The organism is Streptomyces sp. S.PNR 29 (genome assembly GCF_030386795.1).
Taxonomy (GTDB): Bacteria; Actinomycetota; Actinomycetes; order Streptomycetales; family Streptomycetaceae; genus Streptomyces.
In genome coordinates this window covers 13,410-34,440 of sequence record NZ_JANUQM010000011.1, presented here as the reverse complement: position 1 = coordinate 34,440, position 21,031 = coordinate 13,410, and the positions used below count along the sequence as shown (strand labels likewise).

Annotated in this window: 20 protein-coding genes; 3 read left to right on the top strand and 17 right to left on the bottom strand. The window is 71.3% G+C overall.

The window, feature by feature from the left end; genetic code table 11:
• Positions 1-41 precede the first annotated feature (41 nt).
• Positions 42-842, bottom strand: coding sequence for a DUF6777 domain-containing protein (locus NW895_RS27300; protein WP_354670110.1), 801 nt, complete (start codon positions 840-842; stop codon positions 42-44).
• Between the two features lie 140 nt (positions 843-982).
• On the opposite strand from NW895_RS27300, the gene NW895_RS27295 reads away from it, so the two are divergent.
• On the top strand, positions 983-2,404 hold the full coding sequence (locus NW895_RS27295; RefSeq protein ID WP_289938787.1) for a lipase maturation factor family protein: 1,422 nt from the start codon (positions 983-985) through the stop codon (positions 2,402-2,404).
• Here NW895_RS27295 and NW895_RS27290 read toward each other — a convergent pair.
• From NW895_RS27290 to NW895_RS27255, 8 genes are read right to left on the bottom strand one after another with little or no spacing between them, the layout of a single operon-like run.
• Positions 2,392-3,234, bottom strand: a complete 843-nt coding sequence (locus NW895_RS27290) for an amidohydrolase family protein (RefSeq protein WP_289938784.1) — start codon at positions 3,232-3,234, stop codon at positions 2,392-2,394. The two genes, NW895_RS27295 and NW895_RS27290, sit on opposite strands and share 13 nt — an antisense overlap.
• A complete protein-coding gene (locus NW895_RS27285; RefSeq protein ID WP_289938782.1) occupies positions 3,231-3,545 on the bottom strand; it encodes an L-rhamnose mutarotase in 315 nt (104 codons plus the stop codon). Before NW895_RS27285 ends, NW895_RS27290 begins: the two co-directional genes overlap by 4 nt.
• 10 nt (positions 3,546-3,555) lie before the next feature.
• Complete coding sequence (locus tag NW895_RS27280; RefSeq protein WP_289938781.1) at positions 3,556-4,542, bottom strand: aldo/keto reductase; 987 nt, start codon at positions 4,540-4,542, stop codon at positions 3,556-3,558.
• Complete coding sequence (locus NW895_RS27275) at positions 4,539-5,294, bottom strand: SDR family oxidoreductase (RefSeq protein WP_289938780.1); 756 nt, start codon at positions 5,292-5,294, stop codon at positions 4,539-4,541. Before NW895_RS27275 ends, NW895_RS27280 begins: the two co-directional genes overlap by 4 nt.
• Positions 5,291-6,643, bottom strand: a complete 1,353-nt coding sequence (locus tag NW895_RS27270; RefSeq protein WP_289938779.1) for an L-fuconate dehydratase — start codon at positions 6,641-6,643, stop codon at positions 5,291-5,293. Before NW895_RS27270 ends, NW895_RS27275 begins: the two co-directional genes overlap by 4 nt.
• A 37-nt stretch (positions 6,644-6,680) precedes the next feature.
• Positions 6,681-7,709, bottom strand: coding sequence for an ABC transporter permease (locus tag NW895_RS27265; protein WP_289938778.1), 1,029 nt, complete (start codon positions 7,707-7,709; stop codon positions 6,681-6,683).
• Positions 7,702-9,210 (bottom strand): sugar ABC transporter ATP-binding protein, encoded by a 1,509-nt coding sequence (locus NW895_RS27260; protein ID WP_289938777.1) that lies wholly within the window; start codon positions 9,208-9,210, stop codon positions 7,702-7,704. The genes NW895_RS27265 and NW895_RS27260 overlap by 8 nt, the downstream gene beginning before the upstream one ends.
• Before the next feature lie 8 nt (positions 9,211-9,218).
• Positions 9,219-10,292 (bottom strand): sugar ABC transporter substrate-binding protein, encoded by a 1,074-nt coding sequence (locus tag NW895_RS27255; RefSeq protein WP_289938775.1) that lies wholly within the window; start codon positions 10,290-10,292, stop codon positions 9,219-9,221.
• A 164-nt stretch (positions 10,293-10,456) separates the two neighbouring features.
• On the opposite strand from NW895_RS27255, the gene NW895_RS27250 reads away from it, so the two are divergent.
• Positions 10,457-11,155 (top strand): FadR/GntR family transcriptional regulator, encoded by a 699-nt coding sequence (locus NW895_RS27250; RefSeq protein WP_289938773.1) that lies wholly within the window; start codon positions 10,457-10,459, stop codon positions 11,153-11,155.
• 110 nt (positions 11,156-11,265) lie between these two features.
• Positions 11,266-12,609, top strand: a complete 1,344-nt coding sequence (locus NW895_RS27245) for an amidase (protein ID WP_289938772.1) — start codon at positions 11,266-11,268, stop codon at positions 12,607-12,609.
• A gap of 70 nt (positions 12,610-12,679) precedes the next feature.
• On the opposite strand, the gene NW895_RS27240 is transcribed toward NW895_RS27245, so the two are convergent.
• The 8 genes from NW895_RS27240 to NW895_RS27205 all read right to left on the bottom strand — a co-directional run bounded on the left by NW895_RS27240 (position 12,680) and on the right by NW895_RS27205 (position 20,848).
• On the bottom strand, positions 12,680-13,162 hold the full coding sequence (locus NW895_RS27240) for a GNAT family N-acetyltransferase (protein ID WP_289938771.1): 483 nt from the start codon (positions 13,160-13,162) through the stop codon (positions 12,680-12,682).
• Between the two features lie 57 nt (positions 13,163-13,219).
• Positions 13,220-13,393 (bottom strand): hypothetical protein, encoded by a 174-nt coding sequence (locus tag NW895_RS27235; protein WP_289938770.1) that lies wholly within the window; start codon positions 13,391-13,393, stop codon positions 13,220-13,222.
• Positions 13,394-13,717: 324 nt separating this feature from the next.
• Complete coding sequence (locus tag NW895_RS27230) at positions 13,718-15,202, bottom strand: SDR family oxidoreductase (protein WP_289938769.1); 1,485 nt, start codon at positions 15,200-15,202, stop codon at positions 13,718-13,720.
• Between the two features lie 103 nt (positions 15,203-15,305).
• Entirely contained in the window at positions 15,306-16,640 is a 1,335-nt protein-coding gene (locus NW895_RS27225; protein ID WP_289938767.1) for a wax ester/triacylglycerol synthase family O-acyltransferase, read from the bottom strand.
• Positions 16,641-16,972: 332 nt separating this feature from the next.
• Positions 16,973-17,437 carry an SPW repeat protein gene (locus tag NW895_RS27220; RefSeq protein ID WP_289939131.1) on the bottom strand — a complete coding sequence of 155 codons (465 nt, stop codon included), beginning with the start codon at positions 17,435-17,437 and terminating at the stop codon, positions 16,973-16,975.
• Positions 17,438-17,556: 119 nt separating this feature from the next.
• Positions 17,557-18,777, bottom strand: coding sequence for a glucose-1-phosphate adenylyltransferase (gene glgC / locus NW895_RS27215; protein WP_289938766.1), 1,221 nt, complete (start codon positions 18,775-18,777; stop codon positions 17,557-17,559).
• Between the two features lie 77 nt (positions 18,778-18,854).
• The gene (glgA, locus tag NW895_RS27210; RefSeq protein WP_289938764.1) at positions 18,855-20,006 is read right to left on the bottom strand and encodes a glycogen synthase; all 1,152 of its coding nucleotides are present in this window, start codon (positions 20,004-20,006) and stop codon (positions 18,855-18,857) included.
• 53 nt (positions 20,007-20,059) lie between these two features.
• Positions 20,060-20,848, bottom strand: a complete 789-nt coding sequence (locus NW895_RS27205) for a (2Fe-2S)-binding protein (RefSeq protein ID WP_289938763.1) — start codon at positions 20,846-20,848, stop codon at positions 20,060-20,062.
• Between the last annotated feature and the right edge of the window lie 183 nt (positions 20,849-21,031).

Below are 21,031 nucleotides of genomic sequence, written 5' to 3'. Positions count from 1 at the left end.
TGCGTCACTCTTTACCTGTCTTCTGTCTTTCTTTACTTTCTTCAACTCAGCGAGCCGGTCGCCCACACCGGCGGGGGGACGACGTAGTCGTGGTGGGCGTCATGGCCGGTGCGCCGCTCGATCCAGTTCTTGTTGACCGCGTTGACGATGGTCAGACTGGTGATCACCTCCGGTGCGGGGGTCACCACGATCACCTCGCCGGGCCGGTAGCCGGGCCAGGGGCGGCCGCGGGTGCCCCCGTCGTCCTTCGTCTCCACCGGCGGCTTCAGGGGGTTGCCGCAGGCGCAGCGGACGCGGGGCACGCCCCGGTTGTCGACGAGGACGGCGGTGCCCGCCTGCAGGACGGACTGGTAGCCGGTGGCCCGCCCGTCCCGGAACGCGTGGTTGGTGACGCGGGTGTCGTTGCGCAGCACGACCGGGGTCAGGGCACGCAGGTGGTCCGGGAGCGAGTCCGGGGAGACACCCGCGACCCGGGCGAAGGCGCGGGCCTTGCGCCGGTCCGCGGTCAGCTGGCCGATCTGCCGTTCGACGTCGCAGCTGCCGACCCGCTCGGTACCTCCGTACAGGCCGGGCGTTCCGCCGGAGAGGGACCGCAGCACGCTCAGGGCCGCGGACTCGCCGGCGGCGGGGGCGGACTGCTGCGTTCGGGTGGCCGGTGGCGGGGTAGCCGTCGAGGTGGCCGTGGAGTCCGTGAAGGGGTCCGGGCCCTGGTCGGCGACCGGCTGGAGGACAAGCTCCCCGCCCGCGCGCCGGCCGCCGTGGGTGCTGCCGCCGCAGCCGGCGAGGAGGAGTGCCGCCGCGAGCGCGCACACCGCGATGGAGGGGGCGGTGGATCTTCGCACGTCGTTCTCCCCACCTCGTCTCGGCCGATTGCCCCTCATTGTCTGCCGTAGGCGTGTTTGGGTCGCAACTTGAGGAAAGGGCACGATGAAGCGACAACGACCGCAGCCATCAGCCGTGGAGAAGGGGGGCGTACAGAGCCGTGGAGTGGTTCACAGCACCCGACTACTGGCTGAGCCGGCTGGTCTTCCAGCGGGCTCTGGCCTGCCTGTATCTGGTCGCCTTCCTGACGGCGGCCCTGCAGTTCCGCGCGCTGATCGGGGAGCGCGGCATGCTGCCGGTGCGCCGCTTCGTGGAGCGGGTGCCGTTCAGGCGGGCGCCGAGCCTGTTCCAGCTGCACTGCTCGGACCGCTTCTTCGCGGCCTGCGCCTGGATGGGCTGCGCGGTGTCGGCGGGACTGGTCGCGGGGCTGGACTCGCTTCTGCCTCTGTGGGGCGGGATGCTGCTGTGGCTGGTGCCGTGGGCGCTGTACCTGTCGATCGTCAACGTAGGGCAGACCTGGTACTCGTTCGGGTGGGAGTCCCTCCTTCTGGAAGTCGGGTTCCTCGCGGTCTTCCTCGGCAACGACGAGGTGGCCCCGCCGATCGTCGTGCTGTTCCTGCTGCGCTGGATCCTGTTCCGCGTGGAGTTCGGCGCGGGACTGATCAAGATGCGCGGCGACGAGTGCTGGCGCAAGCTGACCTGCCTGGACCACCACCATGAGACGCAGCCGATGCCGGGCCCGCTGAGCTGGTTCTTCCACCATCTGCCGAAGCCCCTGCACCGCGTCGAGGTGGCGGCGAACCACGTCACCCAGCTCGTGGTCCCGGTCCTGCTGTTCACCCCGCAGCCCGTCGCCACGGCCGCGGCCGCACTGATGATCGTCACCCAGCTGTGGCTGGTGCTGTCGGGCAACTTCTCCTGGCTGAACTGGATCACGATCGTGCTGGCCCTGTCGGCGGTTCGGTTCCCGGCCGATCCTCCGTCGGTGCCGGACGCCCCGCTGTGGTACGAGGTCGTGGTCCTGGCGGTCGCCGCGCTGCTGGTGTTCCTGAGCTACCAGCCCGTGCGCAACATGATCTCCCGCCGCCAGGTCATGAACCGCTCCTTCGACCCGCTCCACCTGGTCAACACCTACGGGGCGTTCGGCAGCGTCAGCCGCGTCCGGTACGAGGTGGTGATCGAGGGGACCGCCGACGAGGTGCCGCGCGAGGACTCCGTGTGGCGGGAGTACGAGTTCAAGGGCAAGCCGGGGGATCCACGGCGCTGGCCGCGCCAGTTCGCGCCGTACCATCTGCGGCTCGACTGGCTGATGTGGTTCGCCGCGCTGTCGCCCGCGTACGCCGGGGAGTGGTTCGGCGCCCTGGTGGAACGGCTCCTGGAGAACGACCGCGACACGCTGAGGCTGCTGCGCCGCTCTCCCTTCCCGCCCGACGCACCGCCCCGGTACATCCGCGCCCGCCTGTTCCGCTACCGCTACACGACCTGGCGCGAGCTGCGGGAGACGGGCGCGTGCTGGGAACGGACGTATGTGCGGGAGTACCTGCCGCCGACCCGGCTGGCGGGGGTGGCTCAGAGGTCGTAGACGCGGCCGGCGGTGGTCTCGAAGATCTGCGTGCGTTCGTGTGCGCTCGTCACCTGTCCCGTCAACTGCTCCGCGAGGCCGAGCACTTCACCGTACGACGCGCCCAGCGTGCAGACCGGCCAGTCCGAGCCGAACATCAGCCGGTCAGGGCCGAAGGCGTCCAGCACTACGTCGGCGTACGGGCGCAGGTCGTCGGGGGTCCAGGAGGCGAGGTCGGCCTCGGTGACCAGACCGGAGAGCTTGCAGACCGTGTTGGGGAGTGCGGCGAGGGCACGGATGTCCGAGGCCCAGGGGTCGAGCTCCCCGGAGGCGATGGGGGGCTTGCCCGCGTGGTCGAGGACGAAGGTGAGGCCGGGCAGCAGGGCCGCCGCCTTGATACAGGCGGGCAGCTGGTGGGGCAGCACCACCAGGTCGTAGACCAGCCCGGCGTCGGCGACGGCGGCGAGGCCCCGCCGTACGTCGGGACGCAGCAGCCACTCAGGGTCGGGCTCGCCCTGGACCTGGTGGCGGATGCCCTTGAGGTACCGCCCGCCGGGGAGTTCCCTCAGCCGGGCCAGCTCCTCGGCCACGTCCGGGCGGGTCAGGTCGGTCCAGCCGACGACGCCCGCGATCAGCTCGTGGGCGTCGGCCAGGGCGAGGAACTCCGGGGTCTCCTCGGGGACGGTGATCGTCTGGACGAGGACGGTGCGGTCGACCCCGGCGGCGCGGGCCTCGGGTTCGAGGTCCTTCATCGTGAAGTCACGCCGCAGGGGCTTCAGTTCGGGTCCGGTGATCCAGTCCTGGTCCCGGACCGACAGCTCCCACACGTGGTGGTGCGCGTCGACGGTCACGGCAGCTCCCACACGACGGGCAGGCCGGCGTCGGCGCCCTCGCCGGAGTAGTCGTGCACCACGTCCAGCAGCTCGGCCATACGGGCCTGCCAGGCCACGTTGACCGGCAGTTTCTCCAGCTCGGCGAGGAGGCGGGCGTAGTCCTCGCACTCCAGGACGTGGAAGAGGTCGGTGCCGCTGCGCCAGATGGTCCAGGAGGTGGCGCCGGCGGCGCGGATGGCGTCGGTGAGTTCCTCGGGGACCTCGCGGTGGGCGGCCTCGTACTCGGCGATGCGGTCGGCGCGGACCTTGGTGTGCAGGGCGACTCTCATGGCGGCTCTCTCAGGACGGCTGGTCGGCGGGCACGGGGGCGTCGGCGGGCAGGAGGCCGGTGGCGCGCAGCTCCTGCCAGAAGGCGGTGGGCACGGGCGCCGTGAACTGGTGGGCGCAGTCCCGGACTTCGTGCGCCGACCGGGCGCCGACCAGCACGCAGGCGACGGCCGGGTGCGCGGCGCAGAAGGCCAGGGCGGCGGCGCGCAGGGTGGTGCCGTGCCGGACGGCGACGGACTTCAGGCGCAGGGCTCGGTCGAGCAGCTCGGCGGGGGCCGCCGTGTAGTTGTACGTCGCTCCCGGTTTCGGGTCCGCCAGCAGGCCGGAGTTGAAGGCGCCTCCGATGACGACGGACGTGCCGCGTTCCTCCGCGGCGGGCAGCAGTTCGACGAGGGCCCCCTGGTCGAGGAGTGTGTAGCGGCCCGCGCACAGCACCACGTCGACGTCGGTGTCGCGGACGAAGCGGGTGAGCATCTCGGCCTGGTTCATGCCCGCGCCGATCGCGCCGACCACGCCCTCGGAGCGCAGCTGCTCCAGGGCCGGGTAGCCCTCCCGGAAGGCCTGTTCGGCGTGGTCGTCGGGGTCGTGGAGGTAGACGACGTCCACGCGGTCCAGGCCGAGACGCTCCAGGCTGGACTCCAGGGTGCGGCGTATGCCGTCGGCGCTGAAGTCCCACACGCGGCGGTGTGTGGCGGGCACGGCGAAGCCGTCCGCGAGGTCGTCGCCGCCGTCCTGTGCGGGCTCCAGGCGGCGGCCCACCTTGGTGGAGATCGTGTACGCCGTGCGGGGGTGCTCGCGCAGGGCGGCGCCCAGGCGGCGTTCGGACAGGCCGAGGCCGTAGTGCGGGGCGGTGTCGAAGTAACGGATGCCGCGCTGCCAGGCGGCGGCCACGGCCTCGTGCGCCTGCTCCTCGGTGACCTCGCTGTACAGGTTGGCGATGGCGGCGGCGCCGAAGCCCAGGGGGCTGACCTCGACGCCGCTTCTCCCGAGCCGGTTCACCGGTCGACCGGCCGCAGTCGCAGGCCCTGCATGCCGCCGTCGACGGCGAGGGCGGTTCCGGTGGTGGCGCCGGACAGGGGGCTCGCCAGGTAGGCGATGGCGCCCGCGACCTCGGCGGGGCCGACCAGGCGGCCGGTGGGCTGGCGGGCCTCCAGGGCGGCGCGCTCGGCGGCGGGGTCGGCGGCCGCGTCGAGCAGCCGGCCCACCCACGGGGTGTCGACCGTGCCGGGGTTGACGCAGTTGACGCGGATGCCCTCACGGACGTGGTCGGCGGCCATGGCGAGGGTGAGGGAGTACACGGCGCCCTTGGTGGCGCTGTACAGGGCGCGCTGCGGCAGGCCCGCGGTGGCCGCGATGGAGCAGGTGTTGACGATCGCCGCGTGCCGGGAGGCCCGCAGGTGCGGCAGGCAGGCGCGGGCCGTTCGGACCATGCCGACGACGTTGACGTCGTAGACCCGGTGCCACTCGTCGTCGGGGTTGTCCTCGACGGTGCCCTGGGCTCCGATGCCCGCGTTGTTGATCAGTACGTCGAGTCCGCCGAGGTCGGCGACGGCGGCCGCCACCGCCTCCCGGACGGACGGGTCGTCGGTGACGTCGGCGCGGTAGGCGAGCAGGGGTTTCTCGACCGGCGACGGGTCCAGGTCGAGGACGGCGACCTGGGCGCCGCGCTCGGCCAGGAGCTCCGCGGTGGCCCGGCCGATGCCGGACGCCCCGCCCGTCACCAGGGCCTTCAGGCCCTCGAAGTCGCTCATGCCGCCTGTCCTTCCTTCGTCCTGTCGAGGTCGGCGGCCCAGAACGTACCGCCGGGGTAGGTGTACCGCGCGATCGACTCGGGCCGCATGGCGGCCGAGAAGCCCGGCGCGGTGGGTGCCGTGTAGTGGCCCTCGCGGATCACCACCGGGTCGAGGAAGTGGTCGTGCAGATGGTCGACGTACTCGATGACCCGGTCCTCGGTGGTGCCGGTGACGGCCACGTAGTCGAACATCGACAGGTGCTGGACGAGTTCGCACAGGCCGACACCGCCCGCGTGCGGGCACACCGGCACGCCGAACTTGGCGGCGAGCAGCAGGATGGCGAGGTTCTCGTTGACTCCGCCGACGCGGGCCGCGTCGATCTGGACGAAGTCGAGGGCGCCGGCCTGGAGGAGCTGCTTGAAGACGATCCGGTTCTGGATGTGCTCGCCGGTGGCCACTTTCACCGGGGCCACGGCCCTGCGGATCGCCGCGTGGCCGAGGACGTCGTCGGGGCTGGTGGGTTCCTCGATCCAGTAGGGGTCGAACTCGGCGAGGGCCTTGGTCCAGCGGATCGCCTCGTCGACGTCCCAGCGCTGGTTGGCGTCGATCGCCATGCGCACGTCCGGTCCGACGACGGATCTGGCGACCCGGCAGCGCCGGATGTCGTCCTCCAGGTCCGCGCCGACCTTGAGCTTGATCTGCCGGAAGCCGTCGGCGACGGCCTGGGTGGCGAGCCGGGCGAGCTTGTCGTCGCCGTAACCGAGCCAGCCGGCGGACGTGGTGTAGGCGGGGTACCCCTTGGCGAGCAGTGCCTCGACGCGCTCGGGGGCGCCGTCCCGCCCCCGGCGCAGGATCGCCAGCGCCTCCTCGGGCGTGAGGGCGTCGGTGAGGTAGCGGAAGTCGACCTGGCCGACCAGCCACTCGGGCTCGGCCTCGGCGAGCAGCCGCCACAGCGGCTTCTTCGCGCGCTTGGCCGCCAGGTCCCACACGGCGTTGGTCACGGCCCCGATCGCCATGTGCATCACACCTTTCTCGGGCCCGAGCCAGCGCAGCTGGCTGTCCCCGATCATGTCCCGGAACAGCGATCCCGGGTCGGCGCACAGCTCCTCGACGGACCGTCCCACCACGTGGTGGCGCAGCGCGTGGATCGCGGCGACCTGGACCTCGTTGCCCCGCCCGATGGTGAAGGTGAAGCCGTGCCCCTCCGGGCTGTCCTCCGCGTCGGTACGCAGCACGACGTACGCGGCGGAGTAGTCGGGGTCCGGATTCATCGCGTCGGAGCCGTCGAGCTCGCGCGAGGTGGGGAAACGGATGTCGTGGGTGTCGAGCGCGGAGATGCGACAAGAGGGGCCGGGGCTCGGGGACACGGGGGGCCTTTCGGGTCGGTTACGGGTCGGGGCGGGGTCAGTCCTGGGCGCGGCCCGTGGTCACGCGGGCGATCATGAGGGCGACCAGGATGATGCCGCCGTAGATGGCCTGGATCCAGAAGGACGGCACCTGGGCGAGGGTGAGCAGGTTCTGCACGACACCCAGAAGGAGTACGCCGGTCAGGGCGCCGAACATGGAGCCCTTGCCGCCGTCGAGGCTGATGCCGCCGATCACCGCGGCCGCGAACACGGTGAAGATCATGTTCTGGCCCTGGTTGGCGCTGATCGCGCCGACGTACCCGGTCTGCATGATCCCGCCGACCGCGGCGAGGACCCCGGCGACGACGAACACGCCGAGCATGACCCGCTCGACGCGGATCCCGGCCGCGCGGGCCGCGTCCGCGTTGCCGCCGATGGCGTACAGGGCACGTCCGACGCGGTGGTACTTCAGCACCAGTCCGGCGACGGCGAAGGCGATCGCGGCGAGCCACACCGACAGCGGGGCGGAGAGGAAGGTGGTGGTCGCCAGGGAGTAGAAGCTGTCGGGCATGCCGAACAGCGTCTTGCCCTTGGTGGCGCCGACGAGCAGCCCGCGCAGGACGATCAGCATCGCGAGCGTCACGATGAACGCGTTCAGCCTGAACTTCACGACCAGGATGCCGTTGAAGGCGCCGACGGCCGCGCCGACGAGGAGGATCGCGAACAGGGCGAGCGCGGCGGGGAGTTCCGTCCCCCAGCCGGACTGGGCGGCGGGCAGCACGAGCAGCGCCCCCGCGGCGGGCGCGATACCGACGACCGATTCGAGGGACAGGTCGAACTTGCCGGTGATCAGCACCAGCGACTCGGCCAGCACCACCATCGCCAGCGCGGCGGAGGCGCCGAGGATCGAGACGATGTTCCGCTCGGTGAGGAACGAGTCGTTGACCACCATGCCGAGCACCATGAGCAGCAGCAGGGCGGGCAGGAGGGCGAGTTCGCGGGTACGGCGCAGCAGCACGGTCCGCGCCGACCGCGCGGCGGGGACATGGGGCGGCGCCAGCGGCTGGGCCGCCTTGGTGTCAGCCATGGTCCACTCCTTCGCCATGGTCCACTCCTTCGATGGAGGCGATCAGCTCGTGGTCGCGCCAGCCCGCCGGGTGCTCGGCGACGACACGGCCGTGGAAGAGGACGAGGACGCGGTCGCAGCGCCTGAGGTCGGCGAGTTCGTCGGAGACGACGAGCACGGCGGTGCCGTCCTCGCGGGCACTGTCGACGCGGGCGAGCAGGGACTCCTTGGACTTCACGTCGACGCCCGCGGTGGGGTTGATCAGCACCAGCAGCCGTGGGTCGGTGGCGAGGGCACGGGCCATGACGACCTTCTGCGCATTGCCGCCCGACAGGTCGGAGACGGGCTGCTCGGGGCCCTCGGTATGGATGTCGAGACGTTCGATCAGCTCGGCGGCGACGTGGCGTCTGCTGTCGGTGCCGACGAAGCCGAAGCGGCCGAGCCGGTCGAGGACGCTCAGGGTGGCGTTGTCGCCGACGGTCATCCCGGCGACCAGCCCCTGGTCGTGCCGGTCGCGGGGCACGCAGCCGACGCCGGCGTCGAGGGCCGCCCGCACATCGCCGAACGGGAGCCGCTCACCGTCGAGCCGGGCGGTCCCGTGGGTCGGGGTGTGCAGGCCGGCGAGGGATTCGGCGAGCTCGATCTTGCCGCTGGCGCTGGATCCGGCGAGCCCGACGACCTCGCCGCGGCGGACGGTGAGGTCGATGTCCTGGTACACCTCGGAGGTCAGACCGCGCACGTCGAGGACGACGGGTGCCCGGTCGTGAACCTCCCGGTTCAGCACCGCCTGTTCCGCCATCGCCTCCCCCGCCATGGCTTCCACCAGCGCCGATCTCGGCAGATCGGCGACGGGGGCCGTGGTGATCCAGCGGGCGTCCCTCAGGACGGTGACGGTCTGGCAGACCTCGTACACCTCCTGGAGGTGGTGCGAGATGAACAGGAAGGTGACCCCGGACTCCTGCAGGGCCCGCATACGGGTGAAGAGACGCTCGATCTCGCGGTTGTCGAGCTGGGCGGTGGGTTCGTCGAGGATGATGAACCGGGCGCCGAAGCTCAGCGCCCGGGCGATCTCGACCATCTGCCGGTCCTCGACCTTGAGGTCGGCGGTGCGCGCCTCGGGGTCGACGTGCACGTCCCAGGTGTCGAGCAGCTCGGCGGCTTCCGCCTTCAGCCTGCGCCAGCTGATGAACCCTCGTTCGAGCGGCTGACGGTTGATGAACAGGTTCTCGGCGACGGTCAGCTCCGGGACGACCGTCGGCTTCTGGTACACGCAGGCGACCTTGCGGCGCCAGGCGTCCCGGTCGCTGAGCGGGGGCGCGGGTTCGCCGTCGAAGTGGACGGTGCCCTCGTCGGGGGCCTGGAGGCCGGTGAGGAGCGTGACCAGCGTGGACTTGCCGGCGCCGTTGCGGCCGACGAGGGCGTGGGACTCGCCCGGCAGCACGGTGAGCCGGCCGTCCTGGAGGGCGGTGGTGGGGCCGTACCGCTTGACGACGCCCCGCGCCTCGACAAGGGGGGTGATCACTGCCGTACTCATCCGACCGTGTTGCCCCACAGCTTGGGGTCGTCGACGTTGTCCTTGGTCACCAGTGGCGCGGGCAGCTGGTCCTCCAGGATGCCGCTGGGCAGCTTCACGATGGTGGAGTCGTGGTCGGTCGGTCCGGGCTCGAAGGTCTTCCCCTCCATCGCCGCCTTGATGTAGTACATGCCGTACTTGGCGTAGGCGTCGGCGGGCTGCGAGACGGTCGCGTCGATCTCGCCCTTGCGGATGGCGTCGTACTCCTGCGGGATGCCGTCGTTGGAGACGACGGCGATGTGACCCTGCTGCCCGGCCTTCTTCAGCATCCCCTTGGCCTTGAGCGTCTGCAGGGTCGGTGCGAGGTAGACACCGCCCGCCTGCAGGTAGATGCCCTTGATGTCGGGGTTGGCGTTGAGGAGGGTGTCCAGCTTGGAGGCCGCGGTGTCGGACTCCCACTTCGCGGGGATCTCCAGGACCTTCAGCTTCGGGAAGTTCTTCTTCACGCAGGCCCGGAAGGCCTCCGAGCGGTCCCGGCCGTTGACGGAGGCCAGGTCTCCCATGATCTGCACGACCTTGCCGGAGGAGACGTGCTCGCCGAGGTACTGGCAGGCCTTCTCGCCGTACGCCACGTTGTTCGCGCGGACCACCATGGCGACCTTTCCCTTGTCGGGCGCCACGTCCACGGCGACCACGGGGACCCCCTTGCGCTCGGCCTGGTCGAGGCCGGCCTCGATGGCGGCGCTGTCCAGCGGGGCCACGACCAGGCCCTTGACGCCCTGGTTGAGCTGGTTGTTGATGTCGGTGATCTGCTGTGAGGGATCGCTGTTGGAGTTGACCGTCTTCAGCGCGTCGACGCCTTCGGACCTGGCCATCCTGGGCACGTAGTCGTTGTACGACTGCCAGAACGGCGAGGTCAGCAGGGGCAGGATCACGCCGACCTTGCCGGTGCCGCCGCCTTGGCCGGCGCTGGAGGCACCGGTGTCCTTGGTGCTGCCGCACGCGGCGAGCACGAGCGAGGCGCCGACGGCGGCGGCCACCGCTCCGACGGCCCTTGTCCTGTTCCGCTTCCACGCTGTTCTGCCGGGCATCTGGCGGCTCCTCATCGAGCGTCTTCGAGCAGATGCCCGCATACTTATCAGACCACTTCCTCGATGCAACACCCCGCAGCGCGGATTTTCCCCGCTTCTGACTCATAGTGGTCGGACCACCATGGTGGTTAGACTGCGGCGCATCCGGTGACGGGAGGAGTGGCGTGGACGAGGCAGCCCCGCAGAAGGGCACCGTGACGCAGCGCGCCATGGAGCAGATCAAGGCGATGATCGCCGAAGGTCGGCTGGAGCCGGGGCAGCGCCTGCCCACCGAGCGCGATCTGGCGGCCCGGCTCGGCATCTCGCGCAGCTCGATGCGCGAGGCGATCCGCGCGCTCACGGTGCTGGGCGTACTGGAGGCACGGCACGGCTCGGGCATCTACGTCACGCAGCTGGAGGCCGGGGACCTGCTGGAGACCTTCGGTGTGGTGGCCGACCTGTCCCGCGGCCGGCGCCTGGTGGAGCTGCTGGAGGTGCGGCGCGTGCTGGAGTCGACGGCGACCGCGCTGGCCGCCGCCCGCATCACGCCCGACCAGCTGGCCGAGGTCGAGAAGCATCTGACGGCCATGAACGCCACCGACGACCCGGAGGAGATCCTCGCCCACGACCTGGCCTTCCACCGCGAGATCGCGATGGCCGCCGGCAACGAGACCATGGCCGCCATCCTGGAGGGCCTGTCCTCCCGCACCTTCCGCGCCCGCGTCTGGCGCGGCTACCAGGAGGAGGGTGCCTTCGCCCGCACCCGCCGCGAACACGCCGCGATCCACCGCGCCCTGGTCGCCCACGACCCGGACGCGGCCCGCGCGGCGGCGGCCGCGCACGTGGGCGAGGTGGAGGAGTGGCTGCGCAGCCAACTCGGGTGACCGGTCACGCCCTCCACACCACCGGCCGGACCCGGCCCCTGTCGGGGCGCCGTGAGCGAGGGCATACTACTCGCCAGTAGCCCGCCCCACCGCACCCCTGAGGAGCCCATGTGACCAGCTGGGTCGGCCGGACCGCCGCCGAGATCGCCGCCGCCGTACGCGAGAAGCGGGCCACACCCCGCGAGGTGGTCGCCGAACACCTCGACCGGATCGCGCGGCTGGACGGCCGCGTCGGCGCCTTCCGCACCGTGCGCGCCGAGGCGGCGCTCGCCGAGGCCGACGAGGTGGGCGCCTCCGGCGACCTGGCGGACCTGCCGCTGGCCGGGGTGCCGGTGGCCGTCAAGGACAACCTCGCCGTGCGCGGCGAGTCCACCCGCATCGGCTCCGCGGCGACACCGGACACGCCCGCCGAGGAGGACCACGTCACGGTGGCCCGGCTGCGGGCGGCCGGCGCGGTGGTCGTGGGCCTGACGAACGTGCCGGAGCTGTGCGTGTTCGGCACCACGGAGGGTGTGCTCGGCACCGCCCGCAACCCGTGGGACCTCTCCCGCACGGCAGGGGGGTCGTCGGGTGGCAGCGCGGCCGCCGTGTCCGCCGGCATGGTGCCGATCGCCCTCGGCAACGACGGCCTGGGCTCGCTGCGCATTCCGGCGGCGAACTGCGGTCTCGTCACCATCAAGCCGGGCTACGGCGTGGTGCCCGCGGGCATCAGCGACGGCGACTGGTTCGGCATGTCCGAGAACGGTCCGCTGGCCACGACGGTCGAGGACGCGCGTCTGATGCTGTCGGTCCTCACCGGCACCGAGCCGGTACGCCGGGACGGCTCCGGTTCGCGCCGGGTGGCCGTCTCCCTGCGCAGCCCGCTCGCCGGCATCACCATCGGCAAACCGTACGCCACCGCGGTCCGGGAGGCGGCCGGGGTGCTGATGAAGTCGGGCCACCAGGTGCGCCGGGCCGACCCGCCCTATCCGGCGTCGCTGAGCCTCACCTCGCTGGCCCACTGGACGGCGGGCACGGCCGTGGACGCGCAGGGCTACGATCCGCGACTGCTGACGCGGCGCACCCGGGTCCACGCGACCGTGGGTCGGCGCTTCGTGCGCGGGGCGCGCGCCGGTGAGAGCCGGGAGCAGCTGCGCCGCCGCCTGGAGCCGTTCTTCGCCGAGTACGACGTGCTGCTCACCCCCGCGCTCGCCCGGCGCTCCCCCAAAGCCGCGCCCTGGCACGAGAGAGGCTGGCTGCGCAATGTGCTGGCCAACTCCGCCTACTCGCCCTTCACGCCGCCGTGGAACCTGACCGGCTGGCCCGCGATGTCCGTGCCGTTCGGCACCCTGCCCTCCGGCGCCCCCTGCGCCGTCCAGCTGGTGGGGCTCCCGGGCTCGGAGGCGGTGCTGCTGGAGCTGGCGGAGCAGATCGAGCGGCTGCGTCCGTGGCAGCGGACGGCGCCGCTGGACTAGGCGCCTTGTGCGTGGGCTCTTGTACCTGGGTCTTTTGTCTGGGCCTTGTACCTGGGCTCTTGTACGCGGACTAGAGGGCCTTGTACATGATGTGCAGGCCCACCCTGCCCTGCCGGGGGTGCTCGAACGCGTCCGGCACGGTGCCGAGGATGGTGAAGCCCAGGGAGGTCCACAGCTTCACGGCCGGGTTGGTCTCGACGACGGCGTTGAACACCATGCCCCGGTAGCCGTCGGCCTTGGCCTCGGCCAGGATGTGCTCGGCGAGTGCACGGCCGATGCCACGGCCGCCGTGGTCGGGGTCGACCATGAAGCCGGCGTTGGCGATACGGGCGGCGGGGCCGGCGTAGTTGGGGGTGACGTAGGCGGAGGCGACGACGGTTCCGGCGTCGTCCTCGGCGACGTAGACGCGCTTGGCGGGATTCATCCACAGGGCCCGGGCCTCCTCCTCGGAGGTGCCCGGGTCCCAGGCGTAGGTCTCGCCGGCGGCGACGATGCGGCGCCAGAAGGGCCAGATGTGCGGCCAGTCCTCGGCCGTTGCTTCCCTGATCAGCATGGCCGTGAGTCTCGCACGCCCATGCGGTCGGCGATCGCGACGGGGTCTGCCGGACGGTCAGTCGACGCTGGGCAGGATGTGGGGCTCTGCGAGATCCTCTTCGTAGCCCGCCAGGCGGATGGGGGCGGATCTGGCCCACACGTCGAGGCTGCCGAGCTCGTCCGTCCGGCGGCCGGCGCGCTCCGTGCGTTCCTTGGGGCGCTGTTCGCGATTCGTCTTCTCCGGTGTCACCGCGCACTCCTTATGTGTCGGGTCACCCTCGGGGCACGCCGGCCAGTCTGTCGTCCGGCGCCAGAAGCCCGCTCGGGTCTGCATCAAAAGCCGTTCGGACGCGGTGGCGCCGGTCACTCGGGTCAGAGCAGGCCGTTGTGAACCGGCTTGCCCCATGACGGACCGTGGGTGTGGGTAGGACCCTGTGTTGCTGTCCGTCCGCTCCAGACTAACCAAATGAGCGCGGGCCCGCTCGATGGGGCTGAAAACACCGGGTAACTGTCGTATTTCGTTATATGCCGAGGGGCCTCACAGCCCACTCCTGGCCTCTCCCCCGGCGGGCCGTCACCACTTGCCGGGCGCGTAGTCCTTCAGGAAGACGCCGTACAGGTCCTCGCCCGCCTCGCCCCGCACGATCGGGTCGTAGACGCGGGCCGCGCCGTCGACCAGGTCGAGCGGGGCGTGGAAGCCGGCCTCGGCGAGGCGGAGCTTGTCGGGGTGGGGGCGCTCATCGGTGATCCAGCCGGTGTCGACGGCCGTCATCAGGATGCGGTCCTTGTCGAACATCTCCTGGGCGCTGGTGCGCGTCAGCATGTTCAGGGCGGCCTTGGCCATGTTCGTGTGCGGGTGACCGGCCCCCTTGTAACCGCGGGCGAAGACGCCCTCCATGGCGGAGACGTTCACGATGTACGTCCGCCGGGCCGGGGAGGCGGCCATCGCCGGGCGCAGACGGCTGATCAGGATGAAGGGCGCCGTCGAGTTGCAGAGCTGGACCTCCAGGAGCTCGACCGGCGTGACCTCCTCGACCGTCTGCACCCAGCTGTTGGTGTCGTGCAGGTCGGGGACCAGGCCGCCCGCGTCGATCGCCGTACCGGCCGCGATGCGCTCCAGGGACGCCGAGCCGGAGACGAGTGCCAGGTCGGTGACGTCCTGCGCGGTGAGCGCGCCGCCCCCGGCGACCGGGAGCTCGGCCACCGCGCCGGAGCCGAAGGTGCCGATCACCTCGGCGGCGGGCAGTTCACCGGCGGGCAGCGGGGCGGACTCGGCGGCGAGCAGCTCACTGTAGGCCTGCGGGGAGCGCCGTACGGTCTGGGCGGCGTTGTTGATCAGGATGTCGAGCGGGCCCTCGGCCGCCACGGAGTCGGCGAGCGCGACCACCTGGGCGGGGTCGCGCAGGTCGATGCCGACGATCTTCAGGCGGTGGATCCACTCGTCGCTGTCGGGCTGGGCCTTGAAGCGGCGGATGGCGTCGTTGGGGAACCGCGTGGTGATCGTGGTGTGGGCGCCGTCGCGCAGCAGCCGCAGCGCGATGTACATGCCGATCTTGGCGCGGCCACCGGTGAGCAGCGCGCGCTTGCCGGTGAGGTCGGCGCGGGCCTCGCGGCGGGCCCGGTTCTCGGCGGCGCACGTCTGGCAGAGCTGGTGGTAGAAGTAGTCGACCTCGACGTACCGGGTCTTGCAGACGTAGCAGGAGCGGGGGCGCTGGAGTATCCCCGCGATCTGGCCGGGCTGCACCTGCGAGGAGGGCAGGACCCCTTCCGTCTCGTCGTCGATGCGCTGGGCGGACCCCGTCGCCGTGGCCTCGGTGACCGCCTTGTCGTGGGCGGTCTTGGCGGCCCGGCGCTCCTGGCGGCGGCGCTGCTTGACCGTGCGGTAGATGTGCGAGGTGGCCCGGCGCACCAGAATCGCGTCGGGGTGGTCGACGTCCAGCTTGTCGAGCTCTTCGAGCACACTGAGGCAGACGGCCAGGCGCTCCGGGTCGATGCCGGGGCCGTACGAGGGTGCGGTCACCTCGTCCGTGGTCGCCGAGCCGTCCTGTGTCACCGTCATCGCCGCTGCCGTTCCTGGTCTGCCGTCGCGGCGCTCCGGTCGCGTCCGCTGTCGAAGGCGGAATTTTACGGAGCGCCGGGCCGTGCGGCCAAACCCGTGCCGGTCAGCGATCGCAGGCTGTGATCAGGGTCTCCACCTCCTCGGACACGGCCTGCGCGAACCGGTCGAGGTCCGGCACGGCCCGCGCGTCGGCGACGAGCCCGTAGTGGACCTTCCCGCGGTACGTCGAGATCGCCACCGCCAGGGACTGCCCGCGGGCCAGCGGTGCGAAGGGGTAGACCTCGGTGAGGGGGTGACCACCGAGCTTCAGGCCGAGGCTGGGCAGCGGGACGCTGGTGACCAGGATGTCGAACCAGAGCCGGGCGGCCTGGCTGACCAGGGGCCCGCCGAGCCGGTGGCCGAGCGCCGGGACATGGTCGGCGAGCAGGGCGACGGCGCCGGCGCCCCGGTTGGGGCCCGCGTCCTTGTTGCGGTCCATGGCGGTACGGACCACGTCGAGGCGGCTCAGCGGGTCGGGATCGCCGACCGGCAGCCGTATCAGGTAGCCCGACAGCCGGTTGCCCTGTGGGTAGGCGGTGCGCGGGCGGCGGTTGGAGACGGGGATCAGGGCGCGGGGAGCGACGCCCTCGCTGCCGTCGCCGCGCTCGTCCAGCCAGCGGCGCAGGGCGCCCGCGACGACCGCGATCAGGACGTCGTTGACGGTACCGCCGACGGCCTTGCGGACGCGGTGCACGTCGTCGAGGTCGATGACCACGCCGGCGGTGCGGCGGGTGCCGCTGGACTCGGCGGTGAGCGCGGGCGTGGAGCGCGCGTCCAGGGTGGACAGGGCGACGGAGGTGCCGATGTCGAGGGCCCGGCCGACGTCCCCGAGGGCTCCGCGCAGCCGCTCCGGCAGCCTGCGCACGTCCGGGATGCGTCCCGGCCGCGGCTCCTCGGGGCGGGGCCGGCGCGCGGGCAGGTCCATCGGGTCCAGGATGCCCGCGGCGAGCGTCAGCGCCCGCAGTCCGTCGGCCAGGGCGTGGTGGAACTTGAAGAGCACCGCGAAGGACACCCCGTCCTGCCCCGGCAGCACATGTGCCTCCCACGGCGGACGGCCGCGCTCCAGCGGGCGCTCCATGAGCCGGCCCGCGGCGGCCTGGAAGTCGGCGGTCGGCGCGTGCAGGCGGACGTGGTCGAGGGGGTCGAAGTGGGGGTCGGGCTCGCGGGTCGCGCCGCCGAAGGAGAACGGCCTCAGGGCGAGCGGCTGCCACACGTCCCGGATGCGCATCCGCAGTCCGGGCACGGCGGCCGCACGGGCGGCGAGCAGGTCCGCCGCGTGGGCACCCGCGGTGGGCGAGTGGGCCGCGAAGACCCCGAGCGCGCCGAGGTGCATGGGGTGCTCGGCGGACTCGATGTTCCAGAACGCCAGGTCGAGTGGAGCGAGCAGGTCAGAAGTCAATGGCTTGCCTCGCGTCGACGAAGGGTGGAGAAGCAGTCAATCGCCCACCGGAGATTACGGTCAAGTACGATCAGGCTACGCACAGTTAACAGCAGATTAAGTCCCGCCCCCACGAAAAGGGCGGGACTTGTGGGGCATCTGTGGTCGTGTCGGCACAGGTGACGCCGTGCGCGTCGCGGCACCCACTCGGACGGCTGCGGGCCGACCGTGGAGGCGGATGGCCGGATCGGTTCGCCGGACAACACTCCGGCGCGGAACGCGGACCTTCCCCGCGTTCCGCGACGGCTTCGGGTTCCCGCACTCCCTGCGGGACCTGACCTGCTTGCGGGATCTCAGGAACCGGCGCCTCCTTGGTACGGCGCGGCCCGCTGACCGCGCAGACGGCGCGCGCCGAGTGCTGCGACGATACTGGCGGCGATGCCCAGCACGAGGGCGATCACACCCACGAGGACGTTGTTGACCACGGTCTTCGTGGTGTCGACGTTCCCCGAGATCACCCACTGCGAAATGACCGTCCATACAGCCAGTGCGCAGCCGGCCCACGCCTTGCTGTGCGTCCACTCATAGGCCCGGCCGAAGCCGCCGCTCATGATCAGCGCATAGGCGATGCCGACGATCAGGTTGTTGACGGTCAGGGTCGTGAGGTTGTTGAACCCGACCACCCAGGGAGAGATGGCGAGGTACGTACCCGTGAGCAGTGCCAGCGCCTCGACGGCCTGCGCACCCACCGTGGTGGTGGCGCGCTCCGCCCTCTCGTGACGACTTCGCATTTCGATGATGTCGGGATGGGCTTCCATCGTCGACCGGGGAGTGGTGCTCACTCCCATCACCTCCTGGGACTAACAGCGCTCTTACATCCTGAGTACCCAGGAAATGGAGTTATAGGAGGAAATGTCCGATAAGCCTGTGGTTCCTCCTACGAGACCCGCTGGCCCTTCCCCAGCGCGATCACGCCGCCCTTGGACACCGTGTACAGCTCCGCGTCCCGCTCCGGATTGACGCCGATCGTCGCGCCCGGGGGCACCTCGACGTTCTTGTCCAGCACCGCCCCGCGCACCACCGCTCCCCGGCCGATGTGCACGCCGTCGTGCAGCACGGAACCCTGCACCACGGCTCCCGGGTCGACCACCACGTCCGGGGAGAGCACCGACCTCGTGACCTGGCCCCGGATCAGGCACCCGGCACTGATGATCGACTCACTGGCGATGCCGCCGGCGTTGAAGCGGGCGGGCGAGAGCTGGTTGGAGTGGGTGTAGACGGGCCACTGGCGGTTGTAGAGGTTGAAGGCGGGGCGCTCGGCGATCAGGTCCATGTGGGCGTCGTAGTACGCGTCGAGGGTGCCGACGTCTCGCCAGTAGCCCCGGTCACGGTTGGTCTCCCCCGGCACGTGGTTGGCGCTGAAGTCGTAGAGTTGGGCCTCTCCGCGCTCGGTGAGCTGGGGGAGGATCGAGCCGCCCATGTCGTGGACGGAGTTCTCGTCCTCGGCGTCCCGCTGGAGCGCCTCGATCAGCGCCTTGGTGGTGAAGATGTAGTTGCCCATCGAGGCGAAGACGCACTCGGGGTCGTCGATCAGCCCGGGCGGGTCGGCCGGCTTCTCCAGGAAGCGCTCGACGGTCTGGCCGTCCGAACCGGGGGTGATCACACCGAAGGACGACGACTCGGCACGCGGCACCCGTATCCCGGCGACGGTGACGCCGGCACCGCTCTCCATGTGCTGGGCGAGCATCTGCCGGGGGTCCATGCGGTACACGTGGTCGGCACCGAACACCGCGACGTACTCGGGCCGCTCGTCGTAGATCAGGTTCAGCGACTGCAGGATCGCGTCGGCGCTGCCCAGGTACCAGCGCGGGCCCAGACGCTGCTGGGCCGGGACCGGCGTGACGTAGTTGCCGAGCAGGCTGGACATCCGCCAGGTGGTGGTGATGTGCCGGTCCAGCGAGTGCGACTTGTACTGGGTCAGGACGCAGATGCGCAGAATGTCGCCGTTGACCAGGTTGGAGAGCACGAAGTCGACGAGGCGATACGTTCCTCCGAAGGTGACCGCGGGTTTCGCGCGGTCTGCGGTCAGGGGCATCAGCCGCTTGCCCTCTCCGCCCGCGAGCACGATTCCGAGCACCGAAGGACCACCACGACGCATGGCCGCTCCCCTCACACCGGTTGACCCATGCCTGCCCCTGCACATGGCCTGCTAAGCCTGCTGAAGGCCCCGTTGATCTACGTCTGTTCGAGGATCTCCTCGTAGAGCCGGACGGTACGGCGGGCCACCGCGTCCCAGCCGAACTCGTCCACCGCGCGTGCCCGTCCCGCCTCGCCCATCCGCCGAGCGGCCTGCGGGTCCCCGAGGACCTGGTCCAGGGCCCGCGCGAGCCCCGTCTCGAAGTCGTCGTCCACGGTCACGAGTACCCCCGTCTCACCGTCCGCCACGACCTCCGGGATGCCGCCGACCCGGGAGGCCACGACCGGCGTGCCGCAGGCCATCGCCTCCAGGTTGACGATCCCGAGTGGTTCGTACACCGAGGGGCAGACGAAGACGGCGGCGTGTGTGAGGAGCTGGATGACCTCCGGGCGCGGCAGCATCTGCGGGATCCAGTGCACGTCCTCGCGTACGCGGCTCAGCTCCCGGTAGAGCTCGCGGAACTCCTGGTCGATCTCGGGCGTGTCGGGCGCGCCCGCGCACAGCACGACCTGCGCGGCGGGATCGATGTCGCGCACCGCGCGCAGCAGGTGGGGCACGCCCTTCTGCCGGGTGATGCGGCCGACGAACAGCACGTACGGGCGAGAGCGGTCGAGACCGATCCGGTCCAGGGCGTCCGTACCGTGGTCGGGCTGGTAGAGGGTGGTGTCGATGCCGTTGTGCACGACGTGGACCCGGTCCTTCTCCAGCGCCGGGTAGCAGGCGAGGATGTCCTCGCGCATGGCGCCGGAGACGGCGATCACGGCGTCGGCGCTCTCGATCGCGGTGCGCTCGGCCCAGCTGGAGAGGGCGTATCCGCCGCCGAGCTGCTCGGCCTTCCAGGGGCGCAGGGGCTCCAGCGAGTGCGCGGTCATCACGTGCGGGATGCCGTAGAGGAGCTTGGCGAGGTGGCCGCCCAGGTTGGCGTACCAGGTGTGGGAGTGGACCAGTTCGCGGCCTTCGAGGCCGGCGGCCATGGCGAGGTCCACGGAGAAGGTGCGCAGCGCGTCGTTGCTGCCGTCGAGGGTGGACCAGGGGCGGTGGCGCAGCACGCCGTTGCTCCGGCCCTCGCCCCAGCAGTGCACGTCCAGGTCGACGAGTGATCTCAGCTCCTGGGCCAGGAACTCCACGTGGACGCCCGCGCCGCCGTACACGTCCGGCGGGTACTCCCGGGTCAGCAGGCCCACTCGCACCCGGAACCTCCCGTCTCGGCGTACTGGTCCTTTCATGGTCACCCAGATGTGGCTCATGGGGAAGAGCGCGGCGGTGAAGAGCGCGGGGCTCGTGTGAAACAACAGTCACCGCAGACGCCTCCGCCGGGCACGCGGTAGTACAGGCAGCAGCTGCGGCGGCGGAAGGCGGTGCCGGTGAGGGTGCCGGTGCCGGCGAGCAGGGGGTGGGCGAGCAGTTCCGCGGTGAGGGCGTGGGCCCTGGCGGCGGTGTCCGTACGGCCGTGGATGCGGGCCCAGCGGTCGAGTTCCCGGGCGGCGCCCGCGAGGGCGGAGGCGGCGTTGCCCCACAGGAGTCCCGCGGCCACGCGGTAGCGGGTGCGCAGGGCCGCCGTCAGGGGGACGAGGTGACCGTGCAGCACGGTGTCCGCGATGGTCGCCGCGGCTGCCGGCAGCGGGCGGGTCTCCGACAGGAACAGGTCGTCGGGGGCGCTCGCGTCGGCGTCCCAGTGCAGCAGCCTCGGGTGGAGATCGGGGACGCGGCCGTACAGGGCGGCGCAGCCGAGGGCCGCCGACCACAGCCGGGCCGCCAGCGCCTGGTGGGCCACGGACGCCGCGATCCGTGGCTCGGGGGCACGGAGGGCGGCGGCGACCTTGCGGACGCGGAAGGCCAGGGAATCGGACTGGGGGGACAGAGGATCGGACTGGGGGTGGGACTGAACGTCCGGCGCCGCGTGTGCGTATACCTGTGCGAGGGTGGGAAGCGACCCGGGCGGCGATGCGGAGGTACGCAGGGCGAAGAAGCCACCGAGCGGGCGGAGCGCGGCGAGATCGGGGTCGAGGTCCACGAGGCCCAGTACTACCAAGCCCCCTAGGGGATCACCTCACGGGATCTCCCTCCGGGGTTCCCCACCCTGGGGAGGACGGACCTCCGGTCGTACTCCATCGGCAGTATGACCCAATGAGTGCTCAGGGACGACGACGGGAACAACCTGACCCGGCAAGGTGTTGGTCATGGAAGCCGACCCTTCGCCGCGCCGGGCCCAGCG

Excerpts from the sequence above, each read along its gene's own strand:
- NW895_RS27285 (WP_289938782.1), bottom strand. The coding sequence starts at position 3,545 with ATGAGAGTCGCCCTGCACACCAAGGTCCGCGCCGACCGCATCGCCGAG.
- NW895_RS27275 (WP_289938780.1), bottom strand. The coding sequence starts at position 5,294 with ATGAGCGACTTCGAGGGCCTGAAGGCCCTGGTGACGGGCGGGGCGTCC.
- NW895_RS27265 (WP_289938778.1), bottom strand. The coding sequence starts at position 7,709 with ATGGCTGACACCAAGGCGGCCCAGCCGCTGGCGCCGCCCCATGTCCCC.
- NW895_RS27255 (WP_289938775.1), bottom strand. The coding sequence starts at position 10,292 with ATGCCCGGCAGAACAGCGTGGAAGCGGAACAGGACAAGGGCCGTCGGA.
- NW895_RS27240 (WP_289938771.1), bottom strand. The coding sequence starts at position 13,162 with ATGCTGATCAGGGAAGCAACGGCCGAGGACTGGCCGCACATCTGGCCC.
- NW895_RS27230 (WP_289938769.1), bottom strand. The coding sequence starts at position 15,202 with ATGACGGTGACACAGGACGGCTCGGCGACCACGGACGAGGTGACCGCA.
- NW895_RS27220 (WP_289939131.1), bottom strand. The coding sequence starts at position 17,437 with ATGGAAGCCCATCCCGACATCATCGAAATGCGAAGTCGTCACGAGAGG.
- glgC (WP_289938766.1), bottom strand. The coding sequence starts at position 18,777 with ATGCGTCGTGGTGGTCCTTCGGTGCTCGGAATCGTGCTCGCGGGCGGA.